A 25,836-nucleotide genomic window follows, 5' to 3' on the forward strand; every position below is an offset into this window, starting at 1 on the left:
TACGCGTTTCAACCACCTTTCAGAAAGGTTGTCAACTGCTATCGGATAGGTTTGCGGTAGCGGAGAGTGGAGCGGTGCGAATGGCGACTAGAAAGGCGACGACCGACAATAGGCTCGTGGCAACTCCGACGATGGCAAGCGCGGTGCCGAGATGCGATTCGCCGCCGAGCACGCTGCTGGTCCACGTCACCAGCGACGGGGCGATGCCGAAACCGATCAGGCCGGCGATCGCGATGAACGCACCGATGCACAACCCGCGCAGTTCGTTGGGGATGAGGACGGTCAGCGCGACCGATGTAATCAACCCCGTCACCGCACCACACAACGTCAGCGTACCGAGCGCGATCGCAAACCAGGTGACCGTCGGGCCGACCGGAAACAATGCGGCGGGAACACCGAGCGCGGCGGCGGCCAAGGCGCCAATCAGCAACCCGCCCCGTATCTCACTCTTCTGCCCGATGTCGGCGGCGAAACCCCCTAATACGGTGCCTGCGAGTCCGCTGACCAGGATCAGCGCCCCCATCCATCCGGCGAAGTCGCCTGGCTGTAGCCCAAAGTGACGCGAGAGCACCGGTGCAGCCCAGACGAGCGCCGCGTTGTCGGCCATCACGACAGCCACCTGCCCGACGAACAGCGGGATCAGGAACCTTCGGCGCGACCAGAGTTCGCCGACCAGCACCGCGAACGGTGCCCGGATGCTTGCGGCGACTTCGCGACGTGCCGGTTCGCGGAGCAACAGCAGCGGCACGATCACCGCGAGGCTGAGCATGGCCAGCACCGCATGCGTGCCCCGCCAAGGGGACAGCCCTGAAAATACCGGCATCGCGCCGCTGGAGAAACGGCCGAACAGCCAGCCGCCAAGCGCGAACGCGCCGGCAATCCCCGCGATCTTTCCGAGGTTGACGATCAGCATCGCGCGGCCACGTTGCGCCGGAGCACAGAGATCGGCGGTCAGCGACAGCGCCGCGGTCAGGGCGCCCGTCGTGCCAGTCGCGGTCAACACGCGGGCGGCGAACAGCATCACGGTGCCTGTCGCCACTGCGGTCAGCGCCGTGCCAAGAGTCCAGACCAGCGCCAGCCCGATCATCAGCCGGACACGATTGACGCGATCGACCAGGATACCGACGGGGATCGAGCACACCACCAGTGCCAGTGCCGCACTTGCGCCCTGGATCAGCGCGAGCATCGTGTCGGTCAGCCGCAACTCGGCTTTTACGCTTTCCTGCACCGTCGCGAACGACCCCATCATCGCAAAGCCGATCGTCATCGCGAGGGTCAGCGCAAGGAGCGACGGCAAGGCGCGACCGAAACCGATCGCCGGGGGAGCAGATATCGGCGTGGTCATCAGCGGAGCGCCCGGCGCAGCGCTTCGATCCGCATCGCCTGCGCCCTGTCGGCGACACCCGGACCCGGTAGCAGATCAAAGCCATGGAACGCACCGGGGTGGACGTGGAGCTCGGTCGGAACACCGGCGCCGATCAGGCGACGCGCATAGTCGATATCCTCGTCGACAAAGAGATCAAGCGCGCCGGTCATGATGAACGTCGGCGGCAGTCCGGCGAGATCGGTCGCGCGCGCGGCGGCGGCATAGGGGGAGACGGTGTCGCCGCCCGGCTCATGACCGAGTAGCGCCGTCCAGCCGAACCGGTTGTTGTGCGGTGTCCAGATGAACTCTCCGGCATGGGCATGCGGTTCACCGACGCAAGTGCGATCGTCGATCATCGGATAGGTCAGATGCTGGAAGGCGAGGGCAGGTCCGCCTCGGTCGCGCGACATCAGCGCAAGCGCCGCGGCCAGGCCACCGCCAGCGCTCTCGCCCATCACGCCGATCCGGGTGACGTCGATACCGAGATCGTCGGCGTTCGTGACGGTCCAGACCAAACCCGCATAACAATCCTCGATTGCGCCTGGGAAGACCGTCTCGGGCGCGAGCCGATAGTCGACCGACACGATGACGCAGTTCAGTGCGGCAGCGAGCGGCCGATGGACGACCTCCAGTTCCTTGGCGGCGCCACCGACATAGCCGCCGCCATGGATATGATAGATGCAGCCGAGCGAACCGCTGGTGTCGCGGGGGCGGTAGATGTGCAGCGAGACGTCGGGCGCGCCAGAGGGCCCGGCGATCCGGTGCCGTTCTAGATCGACGCCGCCGTCCGGGGCGGGCGGGAGCGGCAATGCGCGCGCGCGCAGGGCCGCCAGCGACTCCGCGGTAAGCATCACGGTCGGCCATGCGTCGAGCAGCGGACGAAGCTCGGGATCGACTAGGGGCAGGCTGGTCATCGAATACTCCGTTTGGGACGTGCGCTACCGGTCACAGCGTGAAGATCTTGCCCGGGTTCATGAGGTTCAGCGGGTCCAGTGCGCGTTTGATCGTACGCATCAGGTCGACCGCATCGCCCAGCTCCGCAACGAGCCAGTCCTGCTTGCCGATGCCGATGCCGTGCTCGCCGGTGCAGGTGCCGTCCATCGCGATTGCCCGTTCGACCAGCCGGCGGTTGATCGCTTCCACCTCCTCGAACTCATGCGGCGCGGTGGGGTCGATCGAGAAGATCACGTGGAAATTGCCGTCGCCGACATGACCCAGAATCGCAGCGGGGACAGTGCCTGCATCGATGTCGGCACGCGTTGCCAGGATACACTCGGGCAGGCGACTGATCGGCACGCACACGTCGGTGGTCCAGCCGACCGCGCCCGCCCGCACGTTGACCGCGGCGTAATAGGCCTCGTGTCGCGCCTTCCACAGCTTTGCGCGTTCCTCGGGCTGGTTCGACCATTTGAACGCCCCGCCGCCGTTCGCGTCGGCGAGTGCGGCAACGGTTTCGACCTGTTCGGCGACGCCCGCGGGGGAGCCATGGAATTCGAAGAACAGCGTCGTCACTTCGGGATAATCGAGTTTCGACCAGCGATTGACCGCCGCCATCTGCTTGTCGTCGAGGATCTCGACGCGGGCGAGCGGTACGCCGCACTGGATCGACTGGACGACGGTATCGACCGCGCCTTGCAGGGACTCGAACCCGCAGACCGCGGACATGATCTGTTCGGGTATCGGATGGAGGCGGAGGCTGATCTCCGTGATGATGCCTAGCGTACCCTCCGCGCCGACGAACAGGCGCGTGAGGTCATAGCCCGCAGCCGACTTGCGCGCGCGTGTCGCGGTGCGGATGACGTTGCCGTCCGCCGTCACGACGGTCAGCGCCAGCACTGCCTCGCGCATCGTGCCGTAGCGGACCGCATTGGTGCCGCTCGCGCGGGTCGAGGCCATCCCGCCGATCGTCGCGTTGGCACCGGGATCGATCGGAAAGAACAGCCCGGTGTCACGCAGGTGGGCATTCAGTTCCTCGCGCCGCACGCCGGCCTGGACGACGCAGTCGAAATCCTCCGCGTTGATGGCGAGGATCGCGTCCATCCGCGAAAGGTTGACGCTTACCCCGCCGAGAACCGCAAGCGCGTTGCCCTCGATCGATGTACCCGCGCCGAATGGTACGATGGGCACGCCTGCCGCGGTACACAGACGTACGCAGTCGGCGACTTCCTCGGTCGACGCGGCGAAGACGACCGCGTCGGGCAAGGCCTCGGCGAAATGCGCCTCGCTCGTGCCGTGCTGGCGGCGGATGCCCTCGCCCGTTGCCAACGCGTCGCCGAAACGTTGACGAAGTGCCGCGACGAACGCCTCATCGAGCGGCGGGCGGGGGGGCGTTGGCATGTGCGTCATCAGAACCGTACCGTGCCACGGATACCGATACGCCGACGTGGCGATTGGATCGCGAGGTTCGACACGAGAGGTGCCGGCAACCCGGCACGCCTCAGCAACGAGGCATCGAGATAGGTCTCGACGTACTTTTCGTTGAACAAATTGGTCGCGAAGGCCGCGACCTCAAGCGGTCCCGCCTGCCACGACACCGATCCGTTCACGAGATGATAGGCCTCCAGCAGCGGCACCGAAGCGGCGTCGAGCGAGCCGCCAGTGCGCTCCCCCTTCGCGACGACGTTCGCATCGAACACGATCGCCTGGTCGCGGTAGAACGGTACGCGCAAATTGGTGCCGATCGAATAATTGGCGTCGGGAACGAACAGGATGCGATCGCCGGGATAGGCATAGCCGGTCACCGCGGTGAACTGGCTCGAATCGGTCACGCGGGCATGGAGCAGCGTCGCGTTGGCATAGACGCGCCAGGCATCGCTGACGTTGAACGACAATTCGGCCTCCGCACCATAGCTCTCGACGTTGCCCGAGTTGAGGTTGATCGCAACGAAGCCGACCGGCTGGCCCGTGGCGGGATTGAGGATGGTCGACGGGGCAAGCGCGTTGGCGCCGATGAAGTTCTTGTAGTCGTTGTAGAACGCCGCGACGTTGGCGGTCAGTCGACCGTCGAACGCGCTTGCCTTCGAACCGACTTCGTAGGTCCACACGCTGTCGCCGCGATAGGTAAGGTTGGGCGCGCCGGGGCCGTTCTGACCGCCGCCGCGTACGCCGCGTGCGACCGAGGCATAGGTCATGAACTGTGGGTTCCAGCGCTTCGATAGCGTCGCACGCGGTTGCCACTCGTTCGCCTTGTAGGCGGCGGCGAGTCCAGCGGTCGATGCATCGAGCTTCTGGTGATCGTAGCGAATCCCGACCGTCAGATCGAGGCCGTCGCCGAGCTTGAGGAAGCCGGTGGCGAAACCGGCGATGTTCTCGTTCTCCGAGGTCGCGGTCCCGGGTACGGTCAGATTGGCCGGCACGACCGTCGTCGTGGTCGTCGAGGCGGTTGTGGAGCGCGCATAGAAGGCACCGACCAGCGTCGAGAAATTCTCGCTCCATTTCGTATCGAAGCGGACCTCGCCGGTGCGGGTCTTGAGCGTGCGGCTAACGGTCGAGCGGAAGAAGTCGATCGGGCTGTAGTCGGCGTCACCCGCACCCTTCGTGTCACTCTGGTTGTACGCGCCGATCGCGGTGATCGTCGTATCGATGCTGGCGACGTCGAACTCGCCCTTCACATTGGCGGCGTAGTAGTCGATCGTACCCAGGCTGCGTTGGTTGCTGCGGCCGTCGAGCGAATAGTCGCGGGGGCCTCGCACGTTGAAATAGGGTGTGGAGCCGCCGAACACACGATCATATCCACCGTTCACCGTGAAGCGTGCCCAGTTCGCAGGGACGAAGCGGATCGTGCCGTTGATGCTCTTCGTCTCGAGTGGGTTCTGGTCGCCGCCCGCGAGCAGGTTGCGCTGGAAACCGTCCTCCTTGTGGTAGGCCGCGCCGATGCGGAACTGCAGCACGTCCTTGACGATCGGCCCTGATATGCTGCCCGAGACCGAGGCGTAATTGTCGCAGCCCGCCAGGGCGCCGTCGACCCGGCCCTGCCATTCGTTCGACGGCTGACGGGTAACGACGTTGATCGCGCCGCCCAACGTGTTGTTGCCGAACAAGGTCCCCTGTGGCCCCCGCAGCACCTCGACGCGGGCGACATCGACTAATGGCGAATTGAGATACGTCGTGTTCGGCTGATAGATACCGTCGATGAAGATGCCGACGCCCGGCTGCACCGTATCGATCAGCGTCGTGCCGACGCCGCGGATAGAGACGAACGCGCGACCGACCGAATCCGAATTGATGTTAAGGCCGGGCGTATAGGCGGCCACGTCGCGAACGACGACGAGTTGCTGCTGCTTGATCGCGTCGCCTGAAATCGCGGTGACTGCGATCGGCACGTCCTGCAACCGTTCTTCACGACGGCGCGCGGTCACGACGATATCGGAGGCTGCGGGAGCGTTGCCCGCACGCGTATCGACCTGTGGATCGGCGGGGGTACCCTGATTGCTGGTCTGCGCGCCCTGGGGGTCGACAGCCTGCGCAGTAGCGAGTGCGGGCCATGCGAGGGTAAGCGCGGAAGACAGGGCGAGCAGGGAGCGACGATGCATGGAAACCTCTCCGGATATCGGTAGATCGATTCGTCTACCTGTCAGAAAGGTATGCCGCTCTCTGCAGCTGTCGGAAAGGTCCTGCGACTATGCTGATCGGCTCCGGTTCTTGGCCTACCAGCAGGAGTAGCCACCATCGACCGCCACGATGCTTCCGGTCATCAGACTCGCTGCGTCGCTTGCGAGGAACTGCACGACCGAGGCGACCTCGTACGGCTCCCCAAGACGTCCCTGCGGCGTACCATCGATCCAACGGCGGTACATTTCGCTGGTCTTGTCGGCGAAGGCGTTGAGCGGAGTCGCGATGTAGGTCGGCGCGACCGCATTGACGCGCACGCCGCGGTTGGCCCATTCCGCTGCAAGGCTTTTCGTCAGCTGGTGCACCGCCGCCTTCGACGCGTTGTAATAGCTTTGCGGCTGCGGCCGGTTGACGACGAAGCCCGACATCGACCCGATATTGACGATGGATCCGCGGCCCTGCGCCAGCATGTTGCGTCCGAAGGCGCGTGCACACCAGAAGGTGCCGTTGAGATTGACGTCGAGGACGTTCAGCCAATGCTCGTCTTCGACGTCCTCCGCCGCGGTGTCACTGCGGGCGATGCCGGCGTTGTTGACCAGGATTTCGGTATCGCGCACCGCGTCGGCGGCGGCAGTGACCGCGGCTGGATCTGTCACGTCGAGGATGATACCGGAGACGCGGTGACCCTTGTCGTGCAGGCTTTCCACGCCCCGCGCGAGCAGATCCGGGTCGCGATCGGCAATCGTCACCACGGCGCCGAACTCGGCGAGCGCGTCCGCGCAAGCCCAGCCGATGCCTTGTGCGCCGCCGGTGACGAAGGCTTTGCGACCGTCGAGCCGCAGGCGATTGGCGTACATGGTGTCGTCCTTCAGGGTAGGAACGGCGCGGCGGGCATCACCGGCTCGAACGCCGCCTCACCGGCGACGATGCGATAGACTTGACGCGTGCTACGATCGAAGGGCACCCAGGGGAGCGATCCGTCGCGGGCGAAATCGACCCATAGTCGGTGCATCCGGGTCGCGACATCCTGCGGCGGCGCTTCACCGAGCAGTCCATCGGAACCGGTCGCGCAGGCGAGCGCGTCGAAGACGAACGGCACGTCGATCGCATGCGCCGCGCCAAGCTCGCCGCCGAACGCGGGCGAGCGCCATTCGAGTTCGTAGACATGCGTGCGTCCACGATGTTCCTCAGCGAACCGCCGAGCGGGCCAGCGAAACACCAGGTCCGTCATTGCATTGGTCAGCGCAATTCCGCCGGGACGCTTGCCAGCGCCATAGGCGTTCAGCACCGCCCATGCCCGAGGCTGCGACTTTCGCAGTACGAACCATGCCAGCAACCGCCCGATCTTGTCGCGGACGCCCGATGAAACCAGATACAGATTCATTTCCTCGGCATTCGTCCCGATCAGGACATCCACATCCGCGCCCGCGCCGTCGCGGAGCGCGTCCAGCGGCTGCACCGGCAGCACATCGTCGCCATGAACGGGTACGAAGCGGCTGATCCCGAACACCGGCTCGCGCCCATCCGTCCCGCGAAGGTCAATCCGCGCGGTCGGTAACGATACCTTTTCCACCGCGTCGAGCATTGCCTCAGCGGCGACGCTGGCGAACCCGTCGCGGGTCGGTGCGATGCCGAGCAGTTTGGCGAGCTTGGTCACCAGCCGCTGCATGACGCCGACGTCGCGCGTCATGCCACCATGTCCGCTCTGGATGATCGCACGGGCGAACAGACCCTTGGCGACCGGCGCGGTGACGAGGTCGGCGATCGCCATCGCACCGGCCGACTCGCCGAACACGGTGACGTTGGTCGGATCGCCGCCGAAGCGGTCGATCTCCGCGCGCACCCATTCGAGCGCGGCGACGACGTCGCGCAGGCCGAGATTGGTCGGGACCCCCGGGATCGGTAGAAAACCGTCGATCCCCATGCGATAGTTGATCGCAACGCAGACTATGCCGTCTCGCGCGAAGGTCGTCCCGTCCTGGACCGGCGCGTCCTTGCTGCCGATCACGAACCCGCCGCCATGAACGAACACCATCACCGGCAGTCCGGTGCGGTCGTCATCGGGGCGCCAAACATTGAGCGTCAGATAGTCGTCGCCCGCAATCCAGCCGCTGCCGATCAGCGCCTCGACATCGAGGCCGGGCACGGGCCTGATCCGCTGCGGCGCGTTCGGCCCCGCATCGGTAACGACACGCACGCCTGTCCATGACGGTGCCGGCGAAGGCGGCGCAAACCGCAGAGCGCCAACGGGCGGCGCTGCATAGGGAATGCCTATAAAGCGCTGGACGCCGCCAGTCGCGCGCCCTTGGACCGCCCCGGCGGTGACGTGGACGATCGGATCGAGATGTTCCGTGATTGACATCGTATCGATGTACACCGTCCGCGTCCTGTCGGAACATCCGGTGACTATGCGGCATCGCTCGCAGGGTGTGCCTATGCGGCGCGCGCGCGACGCAAGCATCGCCGGCCGGGCGCCAACCTGCGCTGGCAGCGGCCTTGCGGCAGGGGAGAGATGGGATGCTTGGACGCATGCGGGGGAGCGGGCTTCCGTTGCTGCGGGGATTGTTGGCGATTATCGGAATCCGCCTGATGATTGTCGTCGTCCAGCGCTGGCGGACGCCGGGAAACAAGCGTTGCTGCGATGTCACGCAGCGACGGGGAAAGGATTGCCTGATGGCTTGGACACGCTCGGCGCGTTCGGAATGATCGTATCGCTAGCGGGTCCAGGTGAACGGGCCGTAACTAGCCCGCGCGCGACGCGGTGACGCGGATCATCGCGCGACGGGGCCGTGGAAATCCGCTTCGACGATGGCCAGCCGCCAGCCTGGCGCGACCGCTTCCGCTCCGGTGTCGCCGGATTGTTTGGCGGTGCCGAGCTCGACGATCTTGCCGAACGCGTCGCGGTCCTGTGTCGGGGCGGTCTGGGTGAGGCGCAGGACGCGGCCGGTCGCAGGTGCGAAGGCGACGTTCGCATAGCCGAGCTGGCGGTCGGTCTCGCCCTTCCACACCGCCTTGCCGTCCAACGTGATCCGCAGTGGATAGGCCCGCGAGCGCCACCCGACGAGCTTCAGATCGATTTCGCTGAGCGTGACGGGCGTGTCGAAGCGATATTCGATCCACGCGGCCGAGAGGGTGCCGTCACTGGCCCAATGCGTGAGTTCGTTGTCGTCGATCGACTTGTCCGCATCGGCCTGCCGTGAGCCGGCGACGATACTCGACGGTATGAACGTCAAGCGGCTGACGCGGTACGATGGGGTTCCCGGAGTCGGCCCGCGCGTAAGCAAGCCAGGCTGGGCATCTTCGGCGAATGCGCGCGACAGGCCGCCCTCGACCTTTGCGGCAGCCACAGTCGGCACGATCAGCGTTGCCGTTTTCAATCCTGGTGCGGTGGCGGTCACGGTGACTGTCCCCTTCGTGGCGCCGGCGCGCAGCAGCACGCGGTTGATACCGCCTTCGACCGGCAGCGTCTTCGACAGGATATAATTGTCCTCGTCGCGCGCGGTGCCGGCGGTCGGCGTCGTGCCGGGAATGGCTTCCTCCTGTTTAGCCACCAGCGCCCGCATCTTGCCCGAGCTGTCGCCCTGCGCGATGCCGCCGCGCCATTCGGCGGGGCCGGCAAGCATGAAGGCGACCTTGTCGCTGGCGGTCGGCACGCGCCGGCCCTCGGCGTCGACGACCTCGACATCGACCAGCGCGATGTCCGCGCCGTCCATCACGAAGCCACGCGGACCGGTATGCGGCGTGAGACGTAGCGCGACCGGCGCGCCGACCGTCTCGACGACGTTCTCCGAGGTGCGACCGTCGGCGCCCGTCGCGACCGCGCGCAGCGTTCCCGATTGCCAGTGGACGCCCGGCCAGGTGAACAGGAAGCCGGTCGAACGCTTGCCCGCGCCCAGCGAGCGGCCGTTGAGGAACAGCTCGACCGTGTTGCCGGTGGAGACGACGCTCACGTCCTTCGTCGTGCCGGGCGCATAGTTCCAGTGGCCGACGATATGCGTGGCGGGGCGTTCGACGTCGACCCAGCCGTCCCACATCACCTTGTGCGCGTAGAACCCTTCCTTGGGGATACGCACCGCATCGACCTCGCCCGAGCGGCGATAATTGTTGTCGCCACGATAATGCGTGTTGCTGTCCGACCAGATGATGTTGACGCCACCCGCGCTCACGCGACGACCGGTGCCCGGACGGATGCGGTAATAATCCCACCAGCGCCGGACATCCTCGGCGGCCTGACTGTCCTGGTTGCGATTATAGTCGGGAGAGTCGGGGTGGAAGGGCGGGGTCTGCGCGTCCTGGTACGCCCGTGCCGCCTCGTCGCGACTATATTCCATCGCCCACATCGGGATATGCGCGCTCTTGTTGATGTAGAGCATCTCGCCGCCATATTCGGCGATCTTGCTGTCGAGCATCTCGCGCGAGCCGATCGCACGGCCGCCTCTAGGGTCGTACTGGTCGCGAATGGCCTTCATCTCGGCCATATGTGGTTCGCTGATGCTTTCGTTGCCGCTTTCGTAGAACAGGATCGACGGATTGTTGCGGTTGTAGATGATCGCGCTGCGCATCTGTTCCTTGCGCTGGTCCCAGCGGCGCCCGTCTACGTCGTGCTCGGAGTCGCCCGCGGGCATGGCCTGCGGGAGACCGACGCGGTCGGCGGACTCGATGTCCTGCTTCGAGGGCGTGATATGCATCCAGCGCACCATATTGCCGCCGCTCTCGACCATCATCGCGTTGGAGAAATCGCTGATCCAGGGCGGGACCGACACGCCGACCGCGGGCCATTCGTTCGACGTGCGTTGCGCATAGCCGTGCACCTGCATGGTCCGCCCGTTGAGCTGGATCATGCCGTCGCCGAAATGCGTCGAGCGGAACCCGGTCAGCGTGTCGACCGCGTCCGCGACCTTGCCGTTCTCGACTAGGCTCGTGGTCACGCGGTAGAGATAGCCGTAGCCCCAGCTCCAGAAATGAAGATCGGCGAGGCGTCCCTGCGCGGACAGCAGGCGCGTTTCGCCGGGCGCCAGCGTGACGCTTCCGCCGTCGAACTGTCCAACCAGCTTGCCGTCACGGTCGCGAACCTCGGCACGGTAGGACAGCGTGCGTGACGCGGTTTCCTCGTTGCGGACCTGTGTCTCGGCATGGACTATCGCCGCGTGACCCGGAATGTCGAAGCCGTCCGCCCAGACATATTGCCCGGTGGTTCCCAGGTTCGCGAACAGCGGCAGCGTCTGATACGTCCGCGGCGTCAGGTGCAACCGGACGTTGCGCGTGATGCCCCCATAATTGACGTTGAAGTTGCGGTCGTTCCACTGGAAGCCGCTGCCCGTCGCTCGCTCCTTGTAGCGCCAGTCATTGTCGACGCGCACCGCGATGATGTTCTCGCCGGGCTTGAGCGCCTTGGAGATATCCGCGCCGAACGCCATCGCGCCGCTTTCGGACAACACGACCGACTGGCCGTTGACCCACACTTCGGCCGCTTGGCGCACGCCTTCGAACTCGAGGAAAGCCTTGCCCGCAGCAGCACCTGCGGGTGCCATGAAGCGCTTTCGATACCAGGTGATGCCAGTCGACAGGTTCTTGATATCGCGCGCGAACGCCTCGGTTTCGTTGAACGCGTGGGGCAGGGTGACCTTGGTCCAGCGGCTATCGTCGAAGTCGGTCTGCTGCGCACCCGGCCGGTCGCCCGTCGTCATTTGCCAGCCAGGGTTGAGATTGTAGGTGCTACGGGCCGAGGCGACGACGCTCGACGCGTCGTGCGCATACGCGGCGGGCGTGGCGAGGGCGATGGTGGCGGTGGCCGCGAGGAACGTCGCGCGCATGATCATCCTTCGATTATAGTGTACGCCGAACTGCGTGGCTGATCTGCGGACGTGACCGCACCTGCTGGTTTCAGGGGGGCAAATGCCTTTCGGAGGCATGGGCGCTCCCCCCTAAATCCTATCGTCGGAGCTTCTGGCCTCGCGAGCGTCCCGACAGATGACATGGCCCTACAGTTTGAAGTTGATCCCGAAGGTTACCGTGCGCCCGATCCGGGTCTGGAACAGCGTGTCCTGGCGGACGCTGTCGGTGTAAAGTCGGTTCTGCTCGTCGGTAAGGTTGGTGCCTTCGACGATCAGCTTTACATTCTCCGTCACCGCAAAGGAGGCGGAGGCGTCGACGAACAAGGTGCTGTCATTGCCTTGAAGGTCGCTGCCGGGCGAGGCGGGAATGCCGCGGATAAAGCCGTCGCGGTAATTGGCGGTGCCGCGGATGCTGAATTTGCTGTCCTCGTAATAGAGCGTGCCGGATGCGGTATTCTTCGACAGACCTATCAGGTTGGCGGTGGTCGTGACGGTCGGCACACCGTTCACGCTGGCAAGGATATAGTCGATCCGTGAGGTGACGTGCGTGTAGTTCGCCAACGCGCCGAAGTTCTTCAGGAACCCCGGCAGGAAGGTGAACGGCACCTGCGCGTTGACCTCCACGCCCTTTAGCGGACCACCGGGCGTGTTGAGCGGCTGTGCGATCGTGAACAGCTCGCTTGGCAGGGTGTTGGTGCCCGCAAGCAGTTCGTTGGGCAGGCCAAGATCGCTGAACGGGACAAGCGTGTTGACGTTCTGCACATAGGATTTGAGATCCTTGTAGAAGAACGCCGCGGACAACAGCGCGCCAGGGCGGAAATACCATTCGATCGCCGCGTCGAAGGTGTTGGCGCGAATTGGATCCAACTGCGGGTTCTGGATGCTGCCGTTGCGCGTCACCGCGTTGACGCCACTGGTCGGGGTCAGCACGCCCAGTTCAGGACGCGCGAGCACTTTGGCGCCGGAGAAGCGGAAAAGCAGATCCTCGATCGGCTCGATCACGAGGTTTCCAGACGGCAGCCAGTCGCTGTACGTCTTGTTCGCGGTAGCAAACCGTCCGGTCACGCCGGTAGGCGAGCCCGCAAGCGCGACCGAAATGAACCCCGACGACAGCTGATCGGTATGCACGTAGCGAACACCGGCATCGCCGCGAACGCCGATACCGCCGAGCCGATCGCCGAGATCGAACGCAGCCATTGCATAGGCCGACGATACTTCTTCGAGCACCCGGCTGGACTGCGCGCCGCACTCGGTACCGCAATAGCGCACCGCGTCCAGGTTGAACGTGTTGATCAACTTGTCGGGATCGAGCGATACCCAACTCGCAGGTGCGCCGTTGCCCCACAGGCCGCCAACGCCCGTGATCTGATGCGTGATGTCGGCGAGCGTGGTGCCGGCCGGGAGCGCCCTGGTCAGCGTATCGGCGGTGTACGGTATGACGTTGCGCACCGTGAAGTCGGCGCGGCGATGCTGTCCGCCGGCCTTGAGCGTCACCATATCGGCGACTTTCCACTGCAGGTTCGTTTCCGCGGTGAGACCCGTGTTCGTGTTGGTCGACGGGCGAGCCTGGAAGCTATAGCCGCCGCGTACCGTGCCATCCGCCAACGCCGGCGCATAGTTGAAGCGGGTCGGATCGGACACGTCGAAGCCGAAGCCGAGCTTGGGGGTGTCGTTGCCGTCGCGGTAGTCGATCGAGAAATTGGGCGTGTCGAGCGCGTCCATGTAATATTGGAAACGCCGTTTGCCGAACGACTTGGCCTGATTCATCCCGAACAGCGCGGTGATCCCGAAACTGTCCGAGAAGTCGTGCTTGACGTTCAGATTGGCCTGCTTGAACGTCGAGGTAAAATCGTCGACCAGCCCTTCCGACCGGACGTCGACGCCGTCGAACAGCCCGTAGACCAGCCCGCCCTGCGGCGTCAGCGTGACGTCCTTGATCGACGTCACCGGCTGGCCGTTGTTTGCGGCCGAGCGCCCGAACGAAATTGCCTCGATGTAATTGTCGCGGCGGACGACGTGGAAGCGCGAATAGAGCAGGTCGAGCGAAATGTCGGTCGCGGCATCGGGCTGGTACTGGAAACTCAAAGTGCCGCCGAGACGCTTCTGCTTCTGTTCCGAATTGAGATAGCGCGGGATACGCGGGAAGAACGCGCCGCTGCCCGCCGTGTTGGGCAGGTCGGGGCGACGCGCGGCCAGCACCGCGTTGTACGCGGCATTGGTGCTGGTCCGCGGGGTGCCCGGATAGCAGTTCGCGGCGTCTGCGCCCTTGCTGCCGATCGCGGGTGTGGCGGGCGCGAAGCCGAGCGGCGAGCAGAACAGTCCATTGGTGTTGGCGGACAGGATGTCGACGGCGGAATAGCCGACTTCGCGGATGTCGCGTTCCTGATAGGCGACCGAGCCGAGAATGCCGAAACGTCCGTCGTCGAACTTCTTGGCGACCAACAGCGAGGCGCGCGGGTTCACCTTCTTGGCGAGTTCGCTGTAGACGCCGCGAACGGTGGCGCTGAGCGTGAAGTCCTGCTTGCCCGCAAGCGGCTTTGGTGCGGACAGGTCGACGGTCGCGCCGAGCGAGCCTTCCTCTACATCGGCGGAGGGTGTCTTGCGAACCGCGAGCGACGAGAAGATCTCGGTCGGGAAGACGTTGAAATCGAAGCTGCGGCCGTTGTTGCCGCCGCCATAGATATCGGACGAGCCAGTTTGGGACGTGCCTTCCATGCCATTGATGCGGACGCGAGTGAATGCAGCGCCGAGTCCGCGCACCGAAATGTTGCGGCCTTCGCCTCCGTCGCCCCGCGCGAGTGCGACGCCGGGGATACGCTGCATCGACTCGGCGAGGTTTGAATCGGGAAACTTGCCAATGTCTTCGGCGACGATGCTGTCGATCGCCGCGGTTTCGTTGCGCTTCTGGTTGATCGCGGTGGTGAGCGATGCGCGGAACCCGGTGACGATTATGTCGTCGGCTTGGTTCAAGTCAGAGGGGGCCTCCGCGTTCGCTGCAACGGGGGCGTCGGTTGTGGGAGGCGGCGGGACGGGCGTTGTCTGCTGAGCCGCGGCAACAGTTGCATATCCTATGGAGAGCAAAGCGATCATCGATGTGCTGAGACGGATACGGGCCGCGAGACTTGTACGGTGCATGGACAACCTCCCTCTGGTATGGAACAGCTCTTCGGCAAGTTTCCACATTGTAAGATACCAAACCATATAGCACGAGGACAGAAGCGTGTCTGCTTTAATTTCGGCTGGTGTTTGGAGGAGGATGACGTGGAGAGCCGGGGAACCATGCACACCGCGGACACGGCTATTCTCGATGTCAGTCCTGCTGCCCACGTTGGCTACCCGATACTGCGCGCGCGGAGCATCGCCCGGCGCGGCCGCATCCCCCAGCAGTGCGCTGATATAGTCGATCAGCACGGTCTGATGCCGCGCAAGGATACCGGACTGCTATGGCGTTATCCGGCGGCATCGTCGCCGTTTGGAGCAGGCCGCATTGACGTGCACATCAAGGGAGCAGCGACCGCGATGATACCCTCGACATGGTCTTGGCCTCGATAGTAGTGTCCTTTGCAGGCGGCAGCCTGATCGATCGGACCAGCTAACGACTGGCAATACGCTCGACGATGACCTTGATCGCATCGCGGTCGAGGGGTGCGCGATCGATCGAATTGTGGATGCCGATACCCTCGATCAGCGCATCGAGCGCGCGCGCGGTGAGCGGGTCGAAGAAGCGACCCAGGGCGGCTCGGCTGCTGTCCATCCATTTCTGCATGACCGCGCCGACCGGTGGGTGCCGGGCGGCAAAAGCGTATAGTTCGTAGCTCAACACCAAAGTGCGCGGTTCCGCCCAGACCTGGTTCGCGATGATGTCGATGACTGCCGTACACGCAGTTGTGTGGTCCGTCGCGGCGTCCAGGCGGGCGCCAAAGGCAGCGGAGGATTCCGCGGCCAGTTGCAGGAAGGCGACCGTGAGCAGATCCTCCAGCGTCGCAAAATAGTAGGTGACCGACCCCAGCGGTACCTGCGCAGTCTCGGCGATGCGGCGATGGGTCGTTGCCGCGGTTCCAAGATCTGCAATGACCGCAAGCGTCGCGTCGATGATGCGCTGCCGCCGCGCCGGATCGTTGCGCCGGGACTGTTGGGCCATCGCCTCTTTACCTCGATCTCGACATGTGTACATATGTACACAATATCGCGGTGGATTGGAAGGTAGTGGCTGTGACCGAGGATCGGGTGAGCAGGCGAACGGTGATCGGCGGTGCCGCGGCGCTTGCGATCGCGGGCAACGCCGGCGCAGCGACCGCGCAGGGGTCGGGAACCTCGGCGCTCGGGCGCCGTGACGGTCGCTGGCTGAATGCGCCCAAGGCCTGGAAAGTCGCACCCAGCGGGGACCTGACGCTCGTTACCGACAAGGGCAGCGATTTCTGGCGCGAGACGCATTACGGCTTCACGCGTGACAGCGGCCACTTTCTCGGCTTCACCGCGCCTGCCGCGTTTACCGCGCAACTGCGCATTCGCGGCCAGTATCAGAAACTCTATGATCAGGCCGGCATCATGGTGCGGATCGACGAACGACGCTGGGTCAAAGCGGGGATCGAATTGTCCGACGGGCGCGCGATGCTGAGCAGTGTCCTGACCGACGGCAAGTCCGATTGGGCAACCGGCCCCTACGAGCACGACGCGCAGGATTTCTGGATGCGCGCGACCGTTGCGAAGGGCGTCCTGCGGTTACAGGTCTCGGCTGACGGCAAGACCTGGCCGCTGGTCAGACTGGCGCCTTTTCCGATCGCCGCCGCGTATCAGGTCGGGCCGATGGCGTGCACGCCCGAACGTGCCGGACTGGAGGTGCATTTCTCCGACCTGAGCATCACCGCGCCATTGGGCAAGGATCTCCACGACCTGAGTTGATCGCGATGACGCAGAAGGAACGGATGCTGGCCGGCCAGCTCTACGTCGCCGACGATCCGGAACTCGTCGCGGACGCCGCGCGCGCGGCTGGGTGGCTCGACCGCTACAACCGCGCATCGACCGCTACCGCGGCTGAGCGCCATGCGCTGTTGCAAGAAGGGCTTGGTCACGCGGGTCACGGTGCGACGATCCGACCGCCGTTCCACTGCGACTATGGTTATAACATTCATCTCGGTGAGGGCGTGTTCCTCAATTTCGGGTGCACCGTGCTCGACGTCGTGCCGGTGCGGATCGGGGCGGACACGCAGATCGGTCCGGGCGTGCAGATCCTCACCGCCGATCATCCACGCGATCCGGCGCAGCGTGGCCAGATGCTCGAGTTTGGGCGGTCGGTCACCATCGGTCGAAACGTCTGGATAGGCGGTGGGGCGCTGATCCTGCCTGGCATCACCGTCGGCGACCACGCGATCGTCGGCGCGGGCAGTGTCGTGACGCGTAATGTTCCCGATGGCGTAACCGTGGCGGGCAATCCCGCTCGCCTGCTGAAATAGTGTCCGATGGCTCGCCCGAGCCAGCTTTCGCACGGATATGAGTGTCCGAAAGTAGAGAAACGCAAAGCGGCAGCCGCGATGCAAGGGTCCTGCATCGCGGCTGCCGCCAGGGATCGAGCGCTGACACTGTAATCGCGGGCACGCGTGAGCACGAAAGCCTTGCGCGTGAAAGTCGACGGCATTGCCTCTGCGGTAGTTCAGCGACCCGCAAGATACTGCGCGAGCGGATCGATCATGTCCTCGGGGATACGGCGGGCGATCACCGGCATCGTCGATTGCGACTTCCGCGCGTCGACCACCGTCTCGTCGCCGCGCCAGTTGCGAAGGCGCTGCGCGATGTAGCTGGCGCGCTGGCCGGCGAGCACCGGGTATGGCTTGCCGGGTGCGTGGCAGCTCGCGCAGGCTGGGAGCTGAACCTTCGGCAGTCCTTCGCGGTCGATCCGGGCAGCCGCGATCGATCCCGACGCCGTGACGCTGCCGATACCTTTCATCGCTGCGAAGTGGTCCGCCAACCGCGTCATCTCGGCAGGCGTCAGCGTCGCGGCCGCGTTCGCCATGACCGCGCTCTGGCGCTTGCCGGTCGCATAGGCTTCGAGCGCGGCACGGAGATACGCCGGGCTCTGGCCGCCCAGCACGGGCATGTCCGGCTGGTTGCGACCTCGGCCGTCCGCGCCATGACAGCCGGCGCACGTGGCGATCTTGGCATCGGTGACGCCGGGCACTTCGGTCAGCGAGCGATAGGTCGCGTGCGTCATTTCGGGGAGCAGGCGGACGAAGGCGACCATGCGGCGGACTTCGTCGTCGCGGTCCTTGGCGGCCCAGCCGGGCATGCCGGTGTATTTGACGCCATGCTTGAGGATCCAGAAGATCTGCTTGTCGGTCCACTCGCGTGCGTTGACCGACAGGTCGGGGGCAGGGGGCGTCGCGGCCTGCATCACGGGGAGGGGGCGGACGCCGGGCGCGCCGTGGCACGAGGCGCAGCTTGCCTTGAACAGGCCGGCGGCGCTGACGAGACCCTCGTTCGCCGTGGGATCGTCGGGCGCAGTGACGGCGGCGTAGGTGCGCACCGAGTTGCGCATCGTCCAGTGAAGGAACCAGTCGGTGATCTTCCAATGGCCCGACGACGCGGCGATGTTGAACACGCCCGACCAGGCGAACAACAGCCCGGCGAGCGCCAGTCCGACGATGGCGGCGGCGGCGCGCGCCCAGGTTATCCGGATCGTCATGCGGTCGCGCTCCGTGTCTTCAACAGTCCGCCGAGCATCGCGAGCCCGCCGATGAAATAGCTCGCCGCGCCGACCATCAGCATGACGACGCCGCCGAGTTGCTGGTCTTCGAGGGCGTCGAGACCGTGGATCGCCGGGTGCATCTCCATCATTGCGTAGAGCGGTCGCGGGGCGAGGCCGATCAGCGCGCCGAGCATTGTCATGTGCATCGAGGTTAGCAGCAATGCCGCGACGCCTGACGCGCGACGGTCGCTTGCGCCGCCGACGCGTGTGCCGAGGACCGCGCTCCAAAGTAGGACGCCGGCGATCAGGAAGCTCGCTTGCTCGACCAGCAGCGCGAGCGGCTGCATGTCGACCCGGAGCCTCAGCGCTGGGAGGTGCCAGAGCCAGACGACAACGAGTTCGACCAGCGACATCGCGAGCGGGGTGACGACTGTGGGCCAGCGCTCGGCTGGGTCGAAGCGGCTTCCGGCGATCCCGTAGGCGAGGAACGGCGCGGCGACCGCGACCGCTATCATGTGCCCCGCCATGTGGCCGACCATCCCGAGCGGTGCTGCGGCGAAGGCCCAGCCGAGCGGGACTAGCGCGGCGCCCAGTCCGAGGCTCGCGCGTCTCATCGGCAATCGCCGAAGATGATGACCGGCAACGCGGTGAAGATCACCGCGACGAAGCTCAGTCCCGCCAGCAACCGCGTCGACAACGCCAGGAAGCGGAGACGGTCGATCGCGGTGCCCTGTTCGTGTGGCGGCGGATCACCCGGTGTCTGGGATTGCACACGCGCGATATAGCCCGCCGCGACGATCCCCAGCAGTGCCACGATCGTCGCGATCAGCGTTGCGAGCGGGAATCCGGTCAACGCCGTTCCGGGTCTCGACGATTTCGCGCAGGTCACCGCGACCCACAGGTAGCAGAACAGGAAATGCACGGCCCAGATCGTCGGCGGGACGATCAGCGTCCACAGCGTCACCTTCAGGTCGCGCGCCCAATGCTTCTTCATGCGACACCCGGGAACAGGCCGATCGTGCAGAACGTCACGATGCCCGTCAGCGCGAGAAAGTGGTGGTACACGGTGATGTTGCGCAGGTCGGCGTCATAGACCGGCGTCATCTTCCCCGCGAGGCTGCGCGCAAGCGTGTAGGCCTGCATGATGACTCCGATCGCGGCATGCACCGCGGTCCAGATCGCCAGCGTCCAGACGATCGCGGGATAGACGTGGAGTTCGGGATCGAGCCCTGAAGACCAAGGCCCCGCAAGTCCGGCGAACAGGCTCGCCAGCGTCGCGACGATGCCGACTACCAGCAGCGCACGACCCGCGCCGACGTTGCCGCGGCGATGCACTTCGCGTGCGCCGACGGTGGCGGCCCATCCGGCGAGGGTCAGCGCCAACGCGACCATCGGCCAGAACACGCCCGGCCCGTTGAGCCCGACCCCGCTCGGCGGAAAATCGTTGTGGATCGTCCAGAAGAAGAAATAGCCGAACACCAGCCCCGAGAACGCGGTCGCGTCCGCCATCATCGTGATGAACATCGCCCACCAACCCGGCGCCGACGGCCCGGAGGTATAAAGCGGCACCTCGATGCCGTGGCCGATATGCTTGGTCGGCTTTTCGGGGATCTCGGCGGTGCCGGTCCACAGCCACCACAGCACGCAGGCGAGCGTCGCGACGCCGCTGACCGCCGACCAGATATAGAGATGGTAGGTCGTCAGGATGAACACGCCGGCGAGCGCGACCGCAGTCATCATCGGCTTCACGCTCGGCGTACCCAGCCGGATCACCTGCACCGGGCGCGCGTCGAGCACGGAGGTGACGATGGACTCGCGCCGCATCTCCTCGGCGTCGGGCAGGAAGAAGCGGCCCTCGTCGACCTTCTGGACGAAGTTCTTCTGGTCCCAGATCGGATAGCGGCTCTCGATCAGCGGCACCGAGCGAATACCCCAATCCTCATCGTCCGGATGCGCGAGCCATTCCAGCGTGCCGGCATTCCACGGATTGCGCGGGGCCTTCGGGCGACGCGGCGACAGCGCGAGGTCGATGCAGACGATCACGACGCCGAGCGCGAACATGTAAGACCCAATCGTCGAGGCAAGATTGAGCCCGCCGATCCCGAGTTCTTCCGGATAGGTGAAGACGCGCCGCGGCATGCCGAGCAGGCCGGACAGGTGCATCGGGAAGAAGGTCAGGTTCATGCCGACGAACATGATCCAGAACGCGATCCGCCCGAGCCGGTCCGACAGCTTCTTCCCCGTCACCAACGGCCAGTAATAATAGAGCCCCGCGAACAGCGGCAGCAGCGTGCCGCCGATCAGCACGTAGTGGAGATGCGCGACGACGAAATAGGTGTCGTGCGCCTGCCAGTCGAACGGGGCGACTGCGACCATCACGCCGGTCAGGCCGCCGATCACGAACACGGCAAGGCTTCCGCTCGCGTACAGCAACGGCGTCGATTTCTTGACGTTGCCCGCCCAGAGCGTCGCGATGAATACGAAGATCTGCACGCCGGTCGGGATCGCCACCGCCTCCGACGCCGCTGCGAAGAAGGCGAGGCTGATCTTGGGCAACCCGGTCGTGAACATGTGGTGGACCCACAGTCCGAAGCTCAGGAATGCGGTGCCGACCGCGGCCAGCACGATCCACGGATAGCCCAGCAGATGGCGTTGCGCGAAGGTCGGGATCAACATCGCGAACAGCGCAATCGACGGCAGGAAGACGATGTAGACTTCGGGATGCCCAAAGATCCAGAACAGGTGCTGCCACAGCAGCGGATCGCCGCCCTTCTCCGCGTTGAAGAACGGCCAGTTCAGCAGCCGCTCCATCTCGAACAGCACGTCGCCGGCGATCAGCGGCGGGAATGCGAACAGGATCATCACCGCGACGACCAGGATGTACCAGGCGTAGAGCGGCATCAGGTTGAGCCGCATGCCAGGCGGGCGGCATTTCAGCACGCCGACGATCAGCTCGACCGCGGCGGCGACCGACGACACCTCGATGAAGCTCAGCCCCAGCATCCAGATATCCGCGCCAAGCCCGCTGAGGTCGGTCCGCGTCGTCAGCGGCGGATACATGAACCAGCCGCCGTCGGGTGCTGCGTCGAAGAAGATCGAGCCCGACACGAACACGCCGCCGATCAGGAAGCTCCAATAGCCGAACCCCGACAGCCGCGGGAACGGCAGGTCGCGCGCACCGAGCAGCTGCGGCAGCAGGATGATCGACACCGCCTCGAACATCGGCACCGCGAACAGGAACATCATCATCGAGCCGTGCAGCGTGAAAAGCTGGTTGAACGTGTTCGCCGTGACGAGATCGTTGTTCGGCACTGCCAGCTGCGTGCGCATGATCAGTGCGAGCACGCCCGCGAACAGCATGAAGCCGAACGCGGTCAGCGTGTACCACACGCCGATCCGGTTGTTGTTGACGTCGGTCCAGCGGAAGAACCAGCCGGTCGGGGCTTTCCATACCTCGCGCAGGCGATCCTCCTGGCCCTTGCGGACCGCGGGATCGTTCTGGTCGGGGGCGACGTACTGGGCGCTCTCGGTGGTCATTTGAGCCCCTGAAGATAGCTGGCGATCTGGTCGGCTTCGGCGGCCGACATCTGCGGGAAGGCGGGCATCCGCACGCCGGGCTTGGTCTTGCCCGGCTCGCGCACGAACCCGGCGATGTTGGCGTGCGTCATCGGCAGCACACCCGCGGCGAGCGTCGGGCGCGACCCGAAGTGCGTCAGGTCGGGGCCGATCTTCGCGACCGGGCCGACGCCGCGGACGCTGTGGCACCCGCTACAGCCATAGCTCGCGAAGGCGCGCGCGCCCGGCGACGCGGTGACGATAGCGGGCTTGCGCTGCTCGGCGAGCCAGCGCTCGAACGCGGCTGGCTCCATCGCGATCACGTCGAACGCCATCAGCGCATGGCCGAGCCCGCAGAATTCCGCGCAGACGCCGCGGTACGTCCCCGCCTTGGTCGCGCGAACCACGAGGCGGTTGGTGCGGCCTGGGATCATGTCCATTTTTCCCGCGAGACCCGGCACCCAGAAGCTGTGGATGACGTCGGGGCTGCGCAGCAAGAGCTCGACCGTGCGGCCGACGGGGAGGCGGAGTTCGTTTGCGGTCTCGACCACCGAACCGCCGGGCGGCGCATAGCGGACGCGCCACCAGAACTGCTCGCCCTCGACGCCGATCCGCAGATCGTTGTTCGCAACTTCGCGCGGTCGCATCGCGGGGAGGGCGTAGAGCAGCAGGCCCAGCAGCAGGATCGACGGCCCGATGCCGCCGAGCCAGAGCACCAGCTTCATCCCGCCCTTGTGGGTCAGCCGACCTTCCGGCGCGCGCATCGCGTGGCGCATCAGCAACGCGAGCCCGCCCGCGAGAATGATCGCGCCGATGACCAGAACGATCGTGATCGAGAGGACCTTGTCCGCCTCCTCGCCGAACGGCGCGAGCGTCGACTGGTGCTGGTTGCACGCCGCCAATAGCGGCAGGCACGCGCCCACGGAAAGAAAAATAGCCTTCCGCATCATCACCTTGCCCACCATTTTGCGGCGCATCCCCTAACCCAGCTGGCAAGGGCGCGTAAACCAAAAATGACAGAAATGTCATGTAGGCGTGTCAAACGGAGCAGATCTTGGACGCCGGTATAATCCATGCTTCAGGTTCATGCCGCCGGAGGAGCAGGCGGGAGATCGGTTGGCGATGGTCCGTCCTGCTTTCGGATCGGCGTAAGTAATTCCCACCGCCGAACGGCGACGGCCTCTTCTAGGTCCTTGAGCAAGGCACTCGTCCTATCCCGAAGCTCCTCCAGCTCCGGAATCTGGGCCGCGAACTGCCGCCAAGGGGGCTGGTCGCGGCCGACGGGCGGTTCTCGTTCTAAAGCTGCACCTAAAACTTCGTGAGCTAAGCCCCGAGATCGATCCGAGACCAACGTGCCGATATGGCGGTTTGGCCGGTACTCCTGGGCGGTGGCCACGGCGGATACTGAGGCGGTAAACGGTTGACCGTGAACGACGTCTCGACGAGGGACGGCAAATTGCCGAGACAAGAAAAGACGCCCGTGCTGACCAAAGAGATGTTGAGCCTCATCACCATGGAGGAAGGGGCCTTCATTGATCCCAGTTGTACGGTCGTCGATCCGCAGCGACTGACGCTACGCAAGGGAGCGTTTGTCGGCCCTGAAGGATTGATCGACGCTGGCGGTGGTGTCGAGATCGGTGAGGCGGTACGGATCAGCTACCGGTGCACGATCATATCGCTGACCCATCACATCACGCGCTCGGTATGGCGGCGGGGTGTCGACGGGGACCGACTTCGCCCCGTCTTGATCGAACGCGGTTGCTGGATAGGCGCCAACGTCACCATCTACCCGGGCGTAATCGTGCGCGAGGGATGCGTCATCAACGCCGGATCGGTAGTCGCCAAGTCGACCGAGGCGAACGGACTTTACTGTCCGCCCTACGCTGTTCGAATCAAGGACCTGAGCTTCGAGTAATGCTTGGGTACAAGCAAGACGTCAGGGCATCTGGTTGCTTACCTCTTGGTTCGACCTTTACGGTAATTGGCACGAGCCGCTAAAGACGGCGTTCAGGCAAATGAACGATTGCCCGCCGTCGGGGTGCCGCCAAGTCGTTCAGGCCCCGACGTAACGCGGGGCGCAAGCCACGGTCATCGTGCGATCATCGAATGGATTTCAGCTTTTGAGGTGCCGGGGAAGCGAACGATCGCGCATTGCCGTTCGCCCTCGGCATTTTGCTCGTCAAGCGTTCGACGCAGACCGCTGTCGCCTTGGCCAGCGTCGACTGAAAACGGGTCTTTTCGTAGCCAGGCACGTCGCGGCTCTATGGGTAAGGGGTCTGGTTATCGGATACCATCGCGGTGGTCTTGCCGTGGCCGGATGCGACGCGAATACGGCGATAGTTCATGCCAGGCCTGCCAGCGTGGAAAACGGCAACGACGTCCGACCGCGCGTTCCAATTGGCAATGTCATCGGTGTTGACGTACGCAAACATCAGTTAGCTGCAGCGTTCCATGCTTGATCCACGAGGCGTCGAAAAATTTGACCAAGACCGAAGCCGAAACTCTCGCTCGCGATGGCATGACCGCGCTCCGCAACGGCAATGCGGCGTTGGCCTATGATACCCTGATGCTGCTGCGCGACGGTGCGCCCGGGATACCAGCGCCGTGGTTTTTGATTGCGCAGGCAGCCCAGTTGCTTGGTCGCGATGCCGAGGCGGATGCCGCGCTGGCGAAGTTTCTTGCCACCGAACCACGCCATCTCGCCGCCTTGTTGACGATGGCGGCGCTGAAGGTCCGGCGTGGCGACGATCGGGCCGCGCAGTCGTTCTATCGCACCTCGCTCAATGTCGCGGCACAGCCCGGTGCGACGATCTCGCCCGCCCTCGTACCGATGCTGCAGGCCGGCGAGCGCTTTCTCGACGACGTGGCAAAGCGTTTCGCGGCGCATCTCGACCAGGCGCTGGTCGGTACGCGGCTGGCACACGGCGTGCACGGTGCCCGAACGCGACAAGCGCTGGATATTCTGCTCGGGCGAAGTGAACTTCACCTGCAACAGCCATCGATGTTCTATTTTCCCGGCCTCGCGCAACGCGCGTTCTTCGAGCGTGACGAATTTGAATGGGTCGGAACGATGGAAGCCGCCACGGCTACGATGCGCACCGAACTGGAGCGCGCGCTGGCGGCCGAACAGGGGTTTGCGCCGTATGTCCAATCGACGCCCGACCGCCCAGCACCTGCCAACCCGCTGCTCGACGATCCCAGCTGGAGCGCGTTCCGGCTGTGGCATGGCGGCGTGCCGGTAGAGCCCAATGCCTCGTCATGTCCGGAGACGATGGCCGCGCTCGCCCGTGCGCCCATCCCGGTGATCGCGGGACGATCGCCGATGGCGATCTTCTCGGTCCTAAAACCGGGAACGCACATCCGTCCGCACCACGGGATGCTGAACACCCGGCTGATCTGCCATCTGCCGCTGATCGCGCCGGACGGCTGCGGCTTGCGGGTCGGCGCCGAGACGCGTCACTGGCGCACCGGCGAGATGATAATCTTCGATGATTCATTCGAGCATGAGGCATGGAACCGCGGTCGAGAGACGCGCGTGGTCCTCCTGTTCGAGATCTGGCGGCCCGAATTGACGCGCGACGAACGCGCCGCACTGACGGATATCTTCGAGGCCATCGACACGTATCAGGGCGCTGCGATTGACACGGGTTGACCGCATTGACGTGTACGGTAGCGATCGCTCGACCTCACGATCCAACCCAGACCCGTACGCTCGTCGTGAAAGACGGTGCGGGTTGGGATCCGGGCGGAACGTCTGGCGCAGCGAAGCGAAGCGATGGAGCCAGCCGCTTAAACTCGTTCCAGTCGGGATATACATCGATATCGCGACCGGGTCAGTCAGCGGCTGC

18 protein-coding genes are annotated in these 25,836 nt (G+C 65.0%); 4 read left to right on the forward strand and 14 right to left on the reverse strand.

Going from position 1 to position 25,836, the window contains the following annotated elements; translation table 11 throughout:
• Nucleotides 1-31: 31 nt before the first annotated feature.
• The 9 genes from O6Y00_RS10120 to O6Y00_RS10160 all read right to left on the reverse strand — a co-directional run bounded on the left by O6Y00_RS10120 (nucleotide 32) and on the right by O6Y00_RS10160 (nucleotide 15,925).
• Nucleotides 32-1,345, reverse strand: a complete 1,314-nt coding sequence (locus O6Y00_RS10120; protein ID WP_353442455.1) for an MFS transporter — start codon at nucleotides 1,343-1,345, stop codon at nucleotides 32-34.
• Complete coding sequence (locus O6Y00_RS10125; protein ID WP_353442456.1) at nucleotides 1,345-2,280, reverse strand: alpha/beta hydrolase; 936 nt, start codon at nucleotides 2,278-2,280, stop codon at nucleotides 1,345-1,347. Before O6Y00_RS10125 ends, O6Y00_RS10120 begins: the two co-directional genes overlap by 1 nt.
• Before the next feature lie 31 nt (nucleotides 2,281-2,311).
• On the reverse strand, nucleotides 2,312-3,712 hold the full coding sequence (locus tag O6Y00_RS10130) for an FAD-binding oxidoreductase (protein WP_353442457.1): 1,401 nt from the start codon (nucleotides 3,710-3,712) through the stop codon (nucleotides 2,312-2,314).
• Entirely contained in the window at nucleotides 3,712-5,898 is a 2,187-nt protein-coding gene (locus O6Y00_RS10135) for a TonB-dependent receptor (RefSeq protein ID WP_353442458.1), read from the reverse strand. The genes O6Y00_RS10130 and O6Y00_RS10135 overlap by 1 nt, the downstream gene beginning before the upstream one ends.
• A gap of 114 nt (nucleotides 5,899-6,012) precedes the next feature.
• On the reverse strand, nucleotides 6,013-6,774 hold the full coding sequence (locus tag O6Y00_RS10140) for an SDR family NAD(P)-dependent oxidoreductase (protein ID WP_353442459.1): 762 nt from the start codon (nucleotides 6,772-6,774) through the stop codon (nucleotides 6,013-6,015).
• Between the two features lie 11 nt (nucleotides 6,775-6,785).
• Nucleotides 6,786-8,279 (reverse strand): carboxylesterase/lipase family protein, encoded by a 1,494-nt coding sequence (locus O6Y00_RS10145; protein ID WP_353442460.1) that lies wholly within the window; start codon nucleotides 8,277-8,279, stop codon nucleotides 6,786-6,788.
• A 409-nt stretch (nucleotides 8,280-8,688) separates the two neighbouring features.
• Nucleotides 8,689-11,730, reverse strand: coding sequence for a sugar-binding domain-containing protein (locus O6Y00_RS10150; protein WP_353442461.1), 3,042 nt, complete (start codon nucleotides 11,728-11,730; stop codon nucleotides 8,689-8,691).
• 168 nt (nucleotides 11,731-11,898) lie between these two features.
• Nucleotides 11,899-14,886, reverse strand: a complete 2,988-nt coding sequence (locus O6Y00_RS10155; protein ID WP_435368610.1) for a TonB-dependent receptor — start codon at nucleotides 14,884-14,886, stop codon at nucleotides 11,899-11,901.
• A 457-nt stretch (nucleotides 14,887-15,343) separates the two neighbouring features.
• The gene (locus O6Y00_RS10160) at nucleotides 15,344-15,925 is read right to left on the reverse strand and encodes a TetR/AcrR family transcriptional regulator (RefSeq protein WP_353442463.1); all 582 of its coding nucleotides are present in this window, start codon (nucleotides 15,923-15,925) and stop codon (nucleotides 15,344-15,346) included.
• Between O6Y00_RS10160 and O6Y00_RS10165 the strand changes: the two genes are divergently transcribed.
• Nucleotides 15,916-16,653: a DUF1349 domain-containing protein gene (locus tag O6Y00_RS10165; protein WP_353442464.1), complete on the forward strand. Its 738-nt coding sequence runs from the start codon at nucleotides 15,916-15,918 to the stop codon at nucleotides 16,651-16,653. The genes O6Y00_RS10160 and O6Y00_RS10165 overlap by 10 nt on opposite strands.
• 5 nt (nucleotides 16,654-16,658) lie before the next feature.
• Nucleotides 16,659-17,204, forward strand: coding sequence for a sugar O-acetyltransferase (locus tag O6Y00_RS10170; RefSeq protein ID WP_353442465.1), 546 nt, complete (start codon nucleotides 16,659-16,661; stop codon nucleotides 17,202-17,204).
• A gap of 197 nt (nucleotides 17,205-17,401) precedes the next feature.
• On the opposite strand, the gene O6Y00_RS10175 is transcribed toward O6Y00_RS10170, so the two are convergent.
• Genes O6Y00_RS10175 through coxB form a run of 5 tightly spaced genes read right to left on the reverse strand, consistent with a single transcriptional unit; the run spans nucleotide 17,402 to nucleotide 22,965 of the window.
• On the reverse strand, nucleotides 17,402-18,430 hold the full coding sequence (locus tag O6Y00_RS10175; RefSeq protein WP_353442466.1) for a c-type cytochrome: 1,029 nt from the start codon (nucleotides 18,428-18,430) through the stop codon (nucleotides 17,402-17,404).
• Nucleotides 18,427-19,047, reverse strand: coding sequence for a cytochrome c oxidase assembly protein (locus O6Y00_RS10180; RefSeq protein ID WP_353442467.1), 621 nt, complete (start codon nucleotides 19,045-19,047; stop codon nucleotides 18,427-18,429). Before O6Y00_RS10180 ends, O6Y00_RS10175 begins: the two co-directional genes overlap by 4 nt.
• Nucleotides 19,044-19,427, reverse strand: a complete 384-nt coding sequence (locus tag O6Y00_RS10185; RefSeq protein ID WP_353442468.1) for a hypothetical protein — start codon at nucleotides 19,425-19,427, stop codon at nucleotides 19,044-19,046. Before O6Y00_RS10185 ends, O6Y00_RS10180 begins: the two co-directional genes overlap by 4 nt.
• The gene (gene ctaD / locus O6Y00_RS10190; RefSeq protein WP_353442469.1) at nucleotides 19,424-21,970 is read right to left on the reverse strand and encodes a cytochrome c oxidase subunit I; all 2,547 of its coding nucleotides are present in this window, start codon (nucleotides 21,968-21,970) and stop codon (nucleotides 19,424-19,426) included. Before ctaD ends, O6Y00_RS10185 begins: the two co-directional genes overlap by 4 nt.
• Complete coding sequence (coxB, locus tag O6Y00_RS10195; RefSeq protein WP_435368611.1) at nucleotides 21,967-22,965, reverse strand: cytochrome c oxidase subunit II; 999 nt, start codon at nucleotides 22,963-22,965, stop codon at nucleotides 21,967-21,969. The genes ctaD and coxB overlap by 4 nt, the downstream gene beginning before the upstream one ends.
• A 449-nt stretch (nucleotides 22,966-23,414) precedes the next feature.
• Between coxB and O6Y00_RS10200 the strand changes: the two genes are divergently transcribed.
• Nucleotides 23,415-23,903, forward strand: a complete 489-nt coding sequence (locus tag O6Y00_RS10200; protein WP_353442686.1) for an acyltransferase — start codon at nucleotides 23,415-23,417, stop codon at nucleotides 23,901-23,903.
• Between the two features lie 564 nt (nucleotides 23,904-24,467).
• Nucleotides 24,468-25,640, forward strand: coding sequence for an aspartyl/asparaginyl beta-hydroxylase domain-containing protein (locus O6Y00_RS10205; protein WP_353442470.1), 1,173 nt, complete (start codon nucleotides 24,468-24,470; stop codon nucleotides 25,638-25,640).
• Nucleotides 25,641-25,836 lie beyond the last annotated feature (196 nt).

Source organism: Sphingomonas faeni (genome assembly GCF_040407565.1).
Taxonomy (GTDB): Bacteria; Pseudomonadota; Alphaproteobacteria; order Sphingomonadales; family Sphingomonadaceae; genus Sphingomonas; species Sphingomonas faeni_F.

Excerpts from the sequence above, each read along its gene's own strand:
- O6Y00_RS10160 (WP_353442463.1), bottom strand. The coding sequence starts at position 15,925 with ATGTACACATGTCGAGATCGAGGTAAAGAGGCGATGGCCCAACAGTCC.
- O6Y00_RS10175 (WP_353442466.1), bottom strand. The coding sequence starts at position 18,430 with ATGACGATCCGGATAACCTGGGCGCGCGCCGCCGCCGCCATCGTCGGA.
- O6Y00_RS10180 (WP_353442467.1), bottom strand. The coding sequence starts at position 19,047 with ATGAGACGCGCGAGCCTCGGACTGGGCGCCGCGCTAGTCCCGCTCGGC.
- O6Y00_RS10165 (WP_353442464.1), top strand. The coding sequence starts at position 15,916 with ATGTGTACATATGTACACAATATCGCGGTGGATTGGAAGGTAGTGGCT.
- O6Y00_RS10145 (WP_353442460.1), bottom strand. The coding sequence starts at position 8,279 with ATGTCAATCACGGAACATCTCGATCCGATCGTCCACGTCACCGCCGGG.
- O6Y00_RS10125 (WP_353442456.1), bottom strand. The coding sequence starts at position 2,280 with ATGACCAGCCTGCCCCTAGTCGATCCCGAGCTTCGTCCGCTGCTCGAC.
- O6Y00_RS10135 (WP_353442458.1), bottom strand. The coding sequence starts at position 5,898 with ATGCATCGTCGCTCCCTGCTCGCCCTGTCTTCCGCGCTTACCCTCGCA.
- O6Y00_RS10185 (WP_353442468.1), bottom strand. The coding sequence starts at position 19,427 with ATGAAGAAGCATTGGGCGCGCGACCTGAAGGTGACGCTGTGGACGCTG.
- O6Y00_RS10170 (WP_353442465.1), top strand. The coding sequence starts at position 16,659 with ATGACGCAGAAGGAACGGATGCTGGCCGGCCAGCTCTACGTCGCCGAC.
- O6Y00_RS10150 (WP_353442461.1), bottom strand. The coding sequence starts at position 11,730 with ATGCGCGCGACGTTCCTCGCGGCCACCGCCACCATCGCCCTCGCCACG.
- O6Y00_RS10140 (WP_353442459.1), bottom strand. The coding sequence starts at position 6,774 with ATGTACGCCAATCGCCTGCGGCTCGACGGTCGCAAAGCCTTCGTCACC.
- O6Y00_RS10120 (WP_353442455.1), bottom strand. The coding sequence starts at position 1,345 with ATGACCACGCCGATATCTGCTCCCCCGGCGATCGGTTTCGGTCGCGCC.
- O6Y00_RS10155 (WP_435368610.1), bottom strand. The coding sequence starts at position 14,886 with ATGCACCGTACAAGTCTCGCGGCCCGTATCCGTCTCAGCACATCGATG.
- coxB (WP_435368611.1), bottom strand. The coding sequence starts at position 22,965 with ATGCGCCGCAAAATGGTGGGCAAGGTGATGATGCGGAAGGCTATTTTT.
- ctaD (WP_353442469.1), bottom strand. The coding sequence starts at position 21,970 with ATGACCACCGAGAGCGCCCAGTACGTCGCCCCCGACCAGAACGATCCC.
- O6Y00_RS10130 (WP_353442457.1), bottom strand. The coding sequence starts at position 3,712 with ATGACGCACATGCCAACGCCCCCCCGCCCGCCGCTCGATGAGGCGTTC.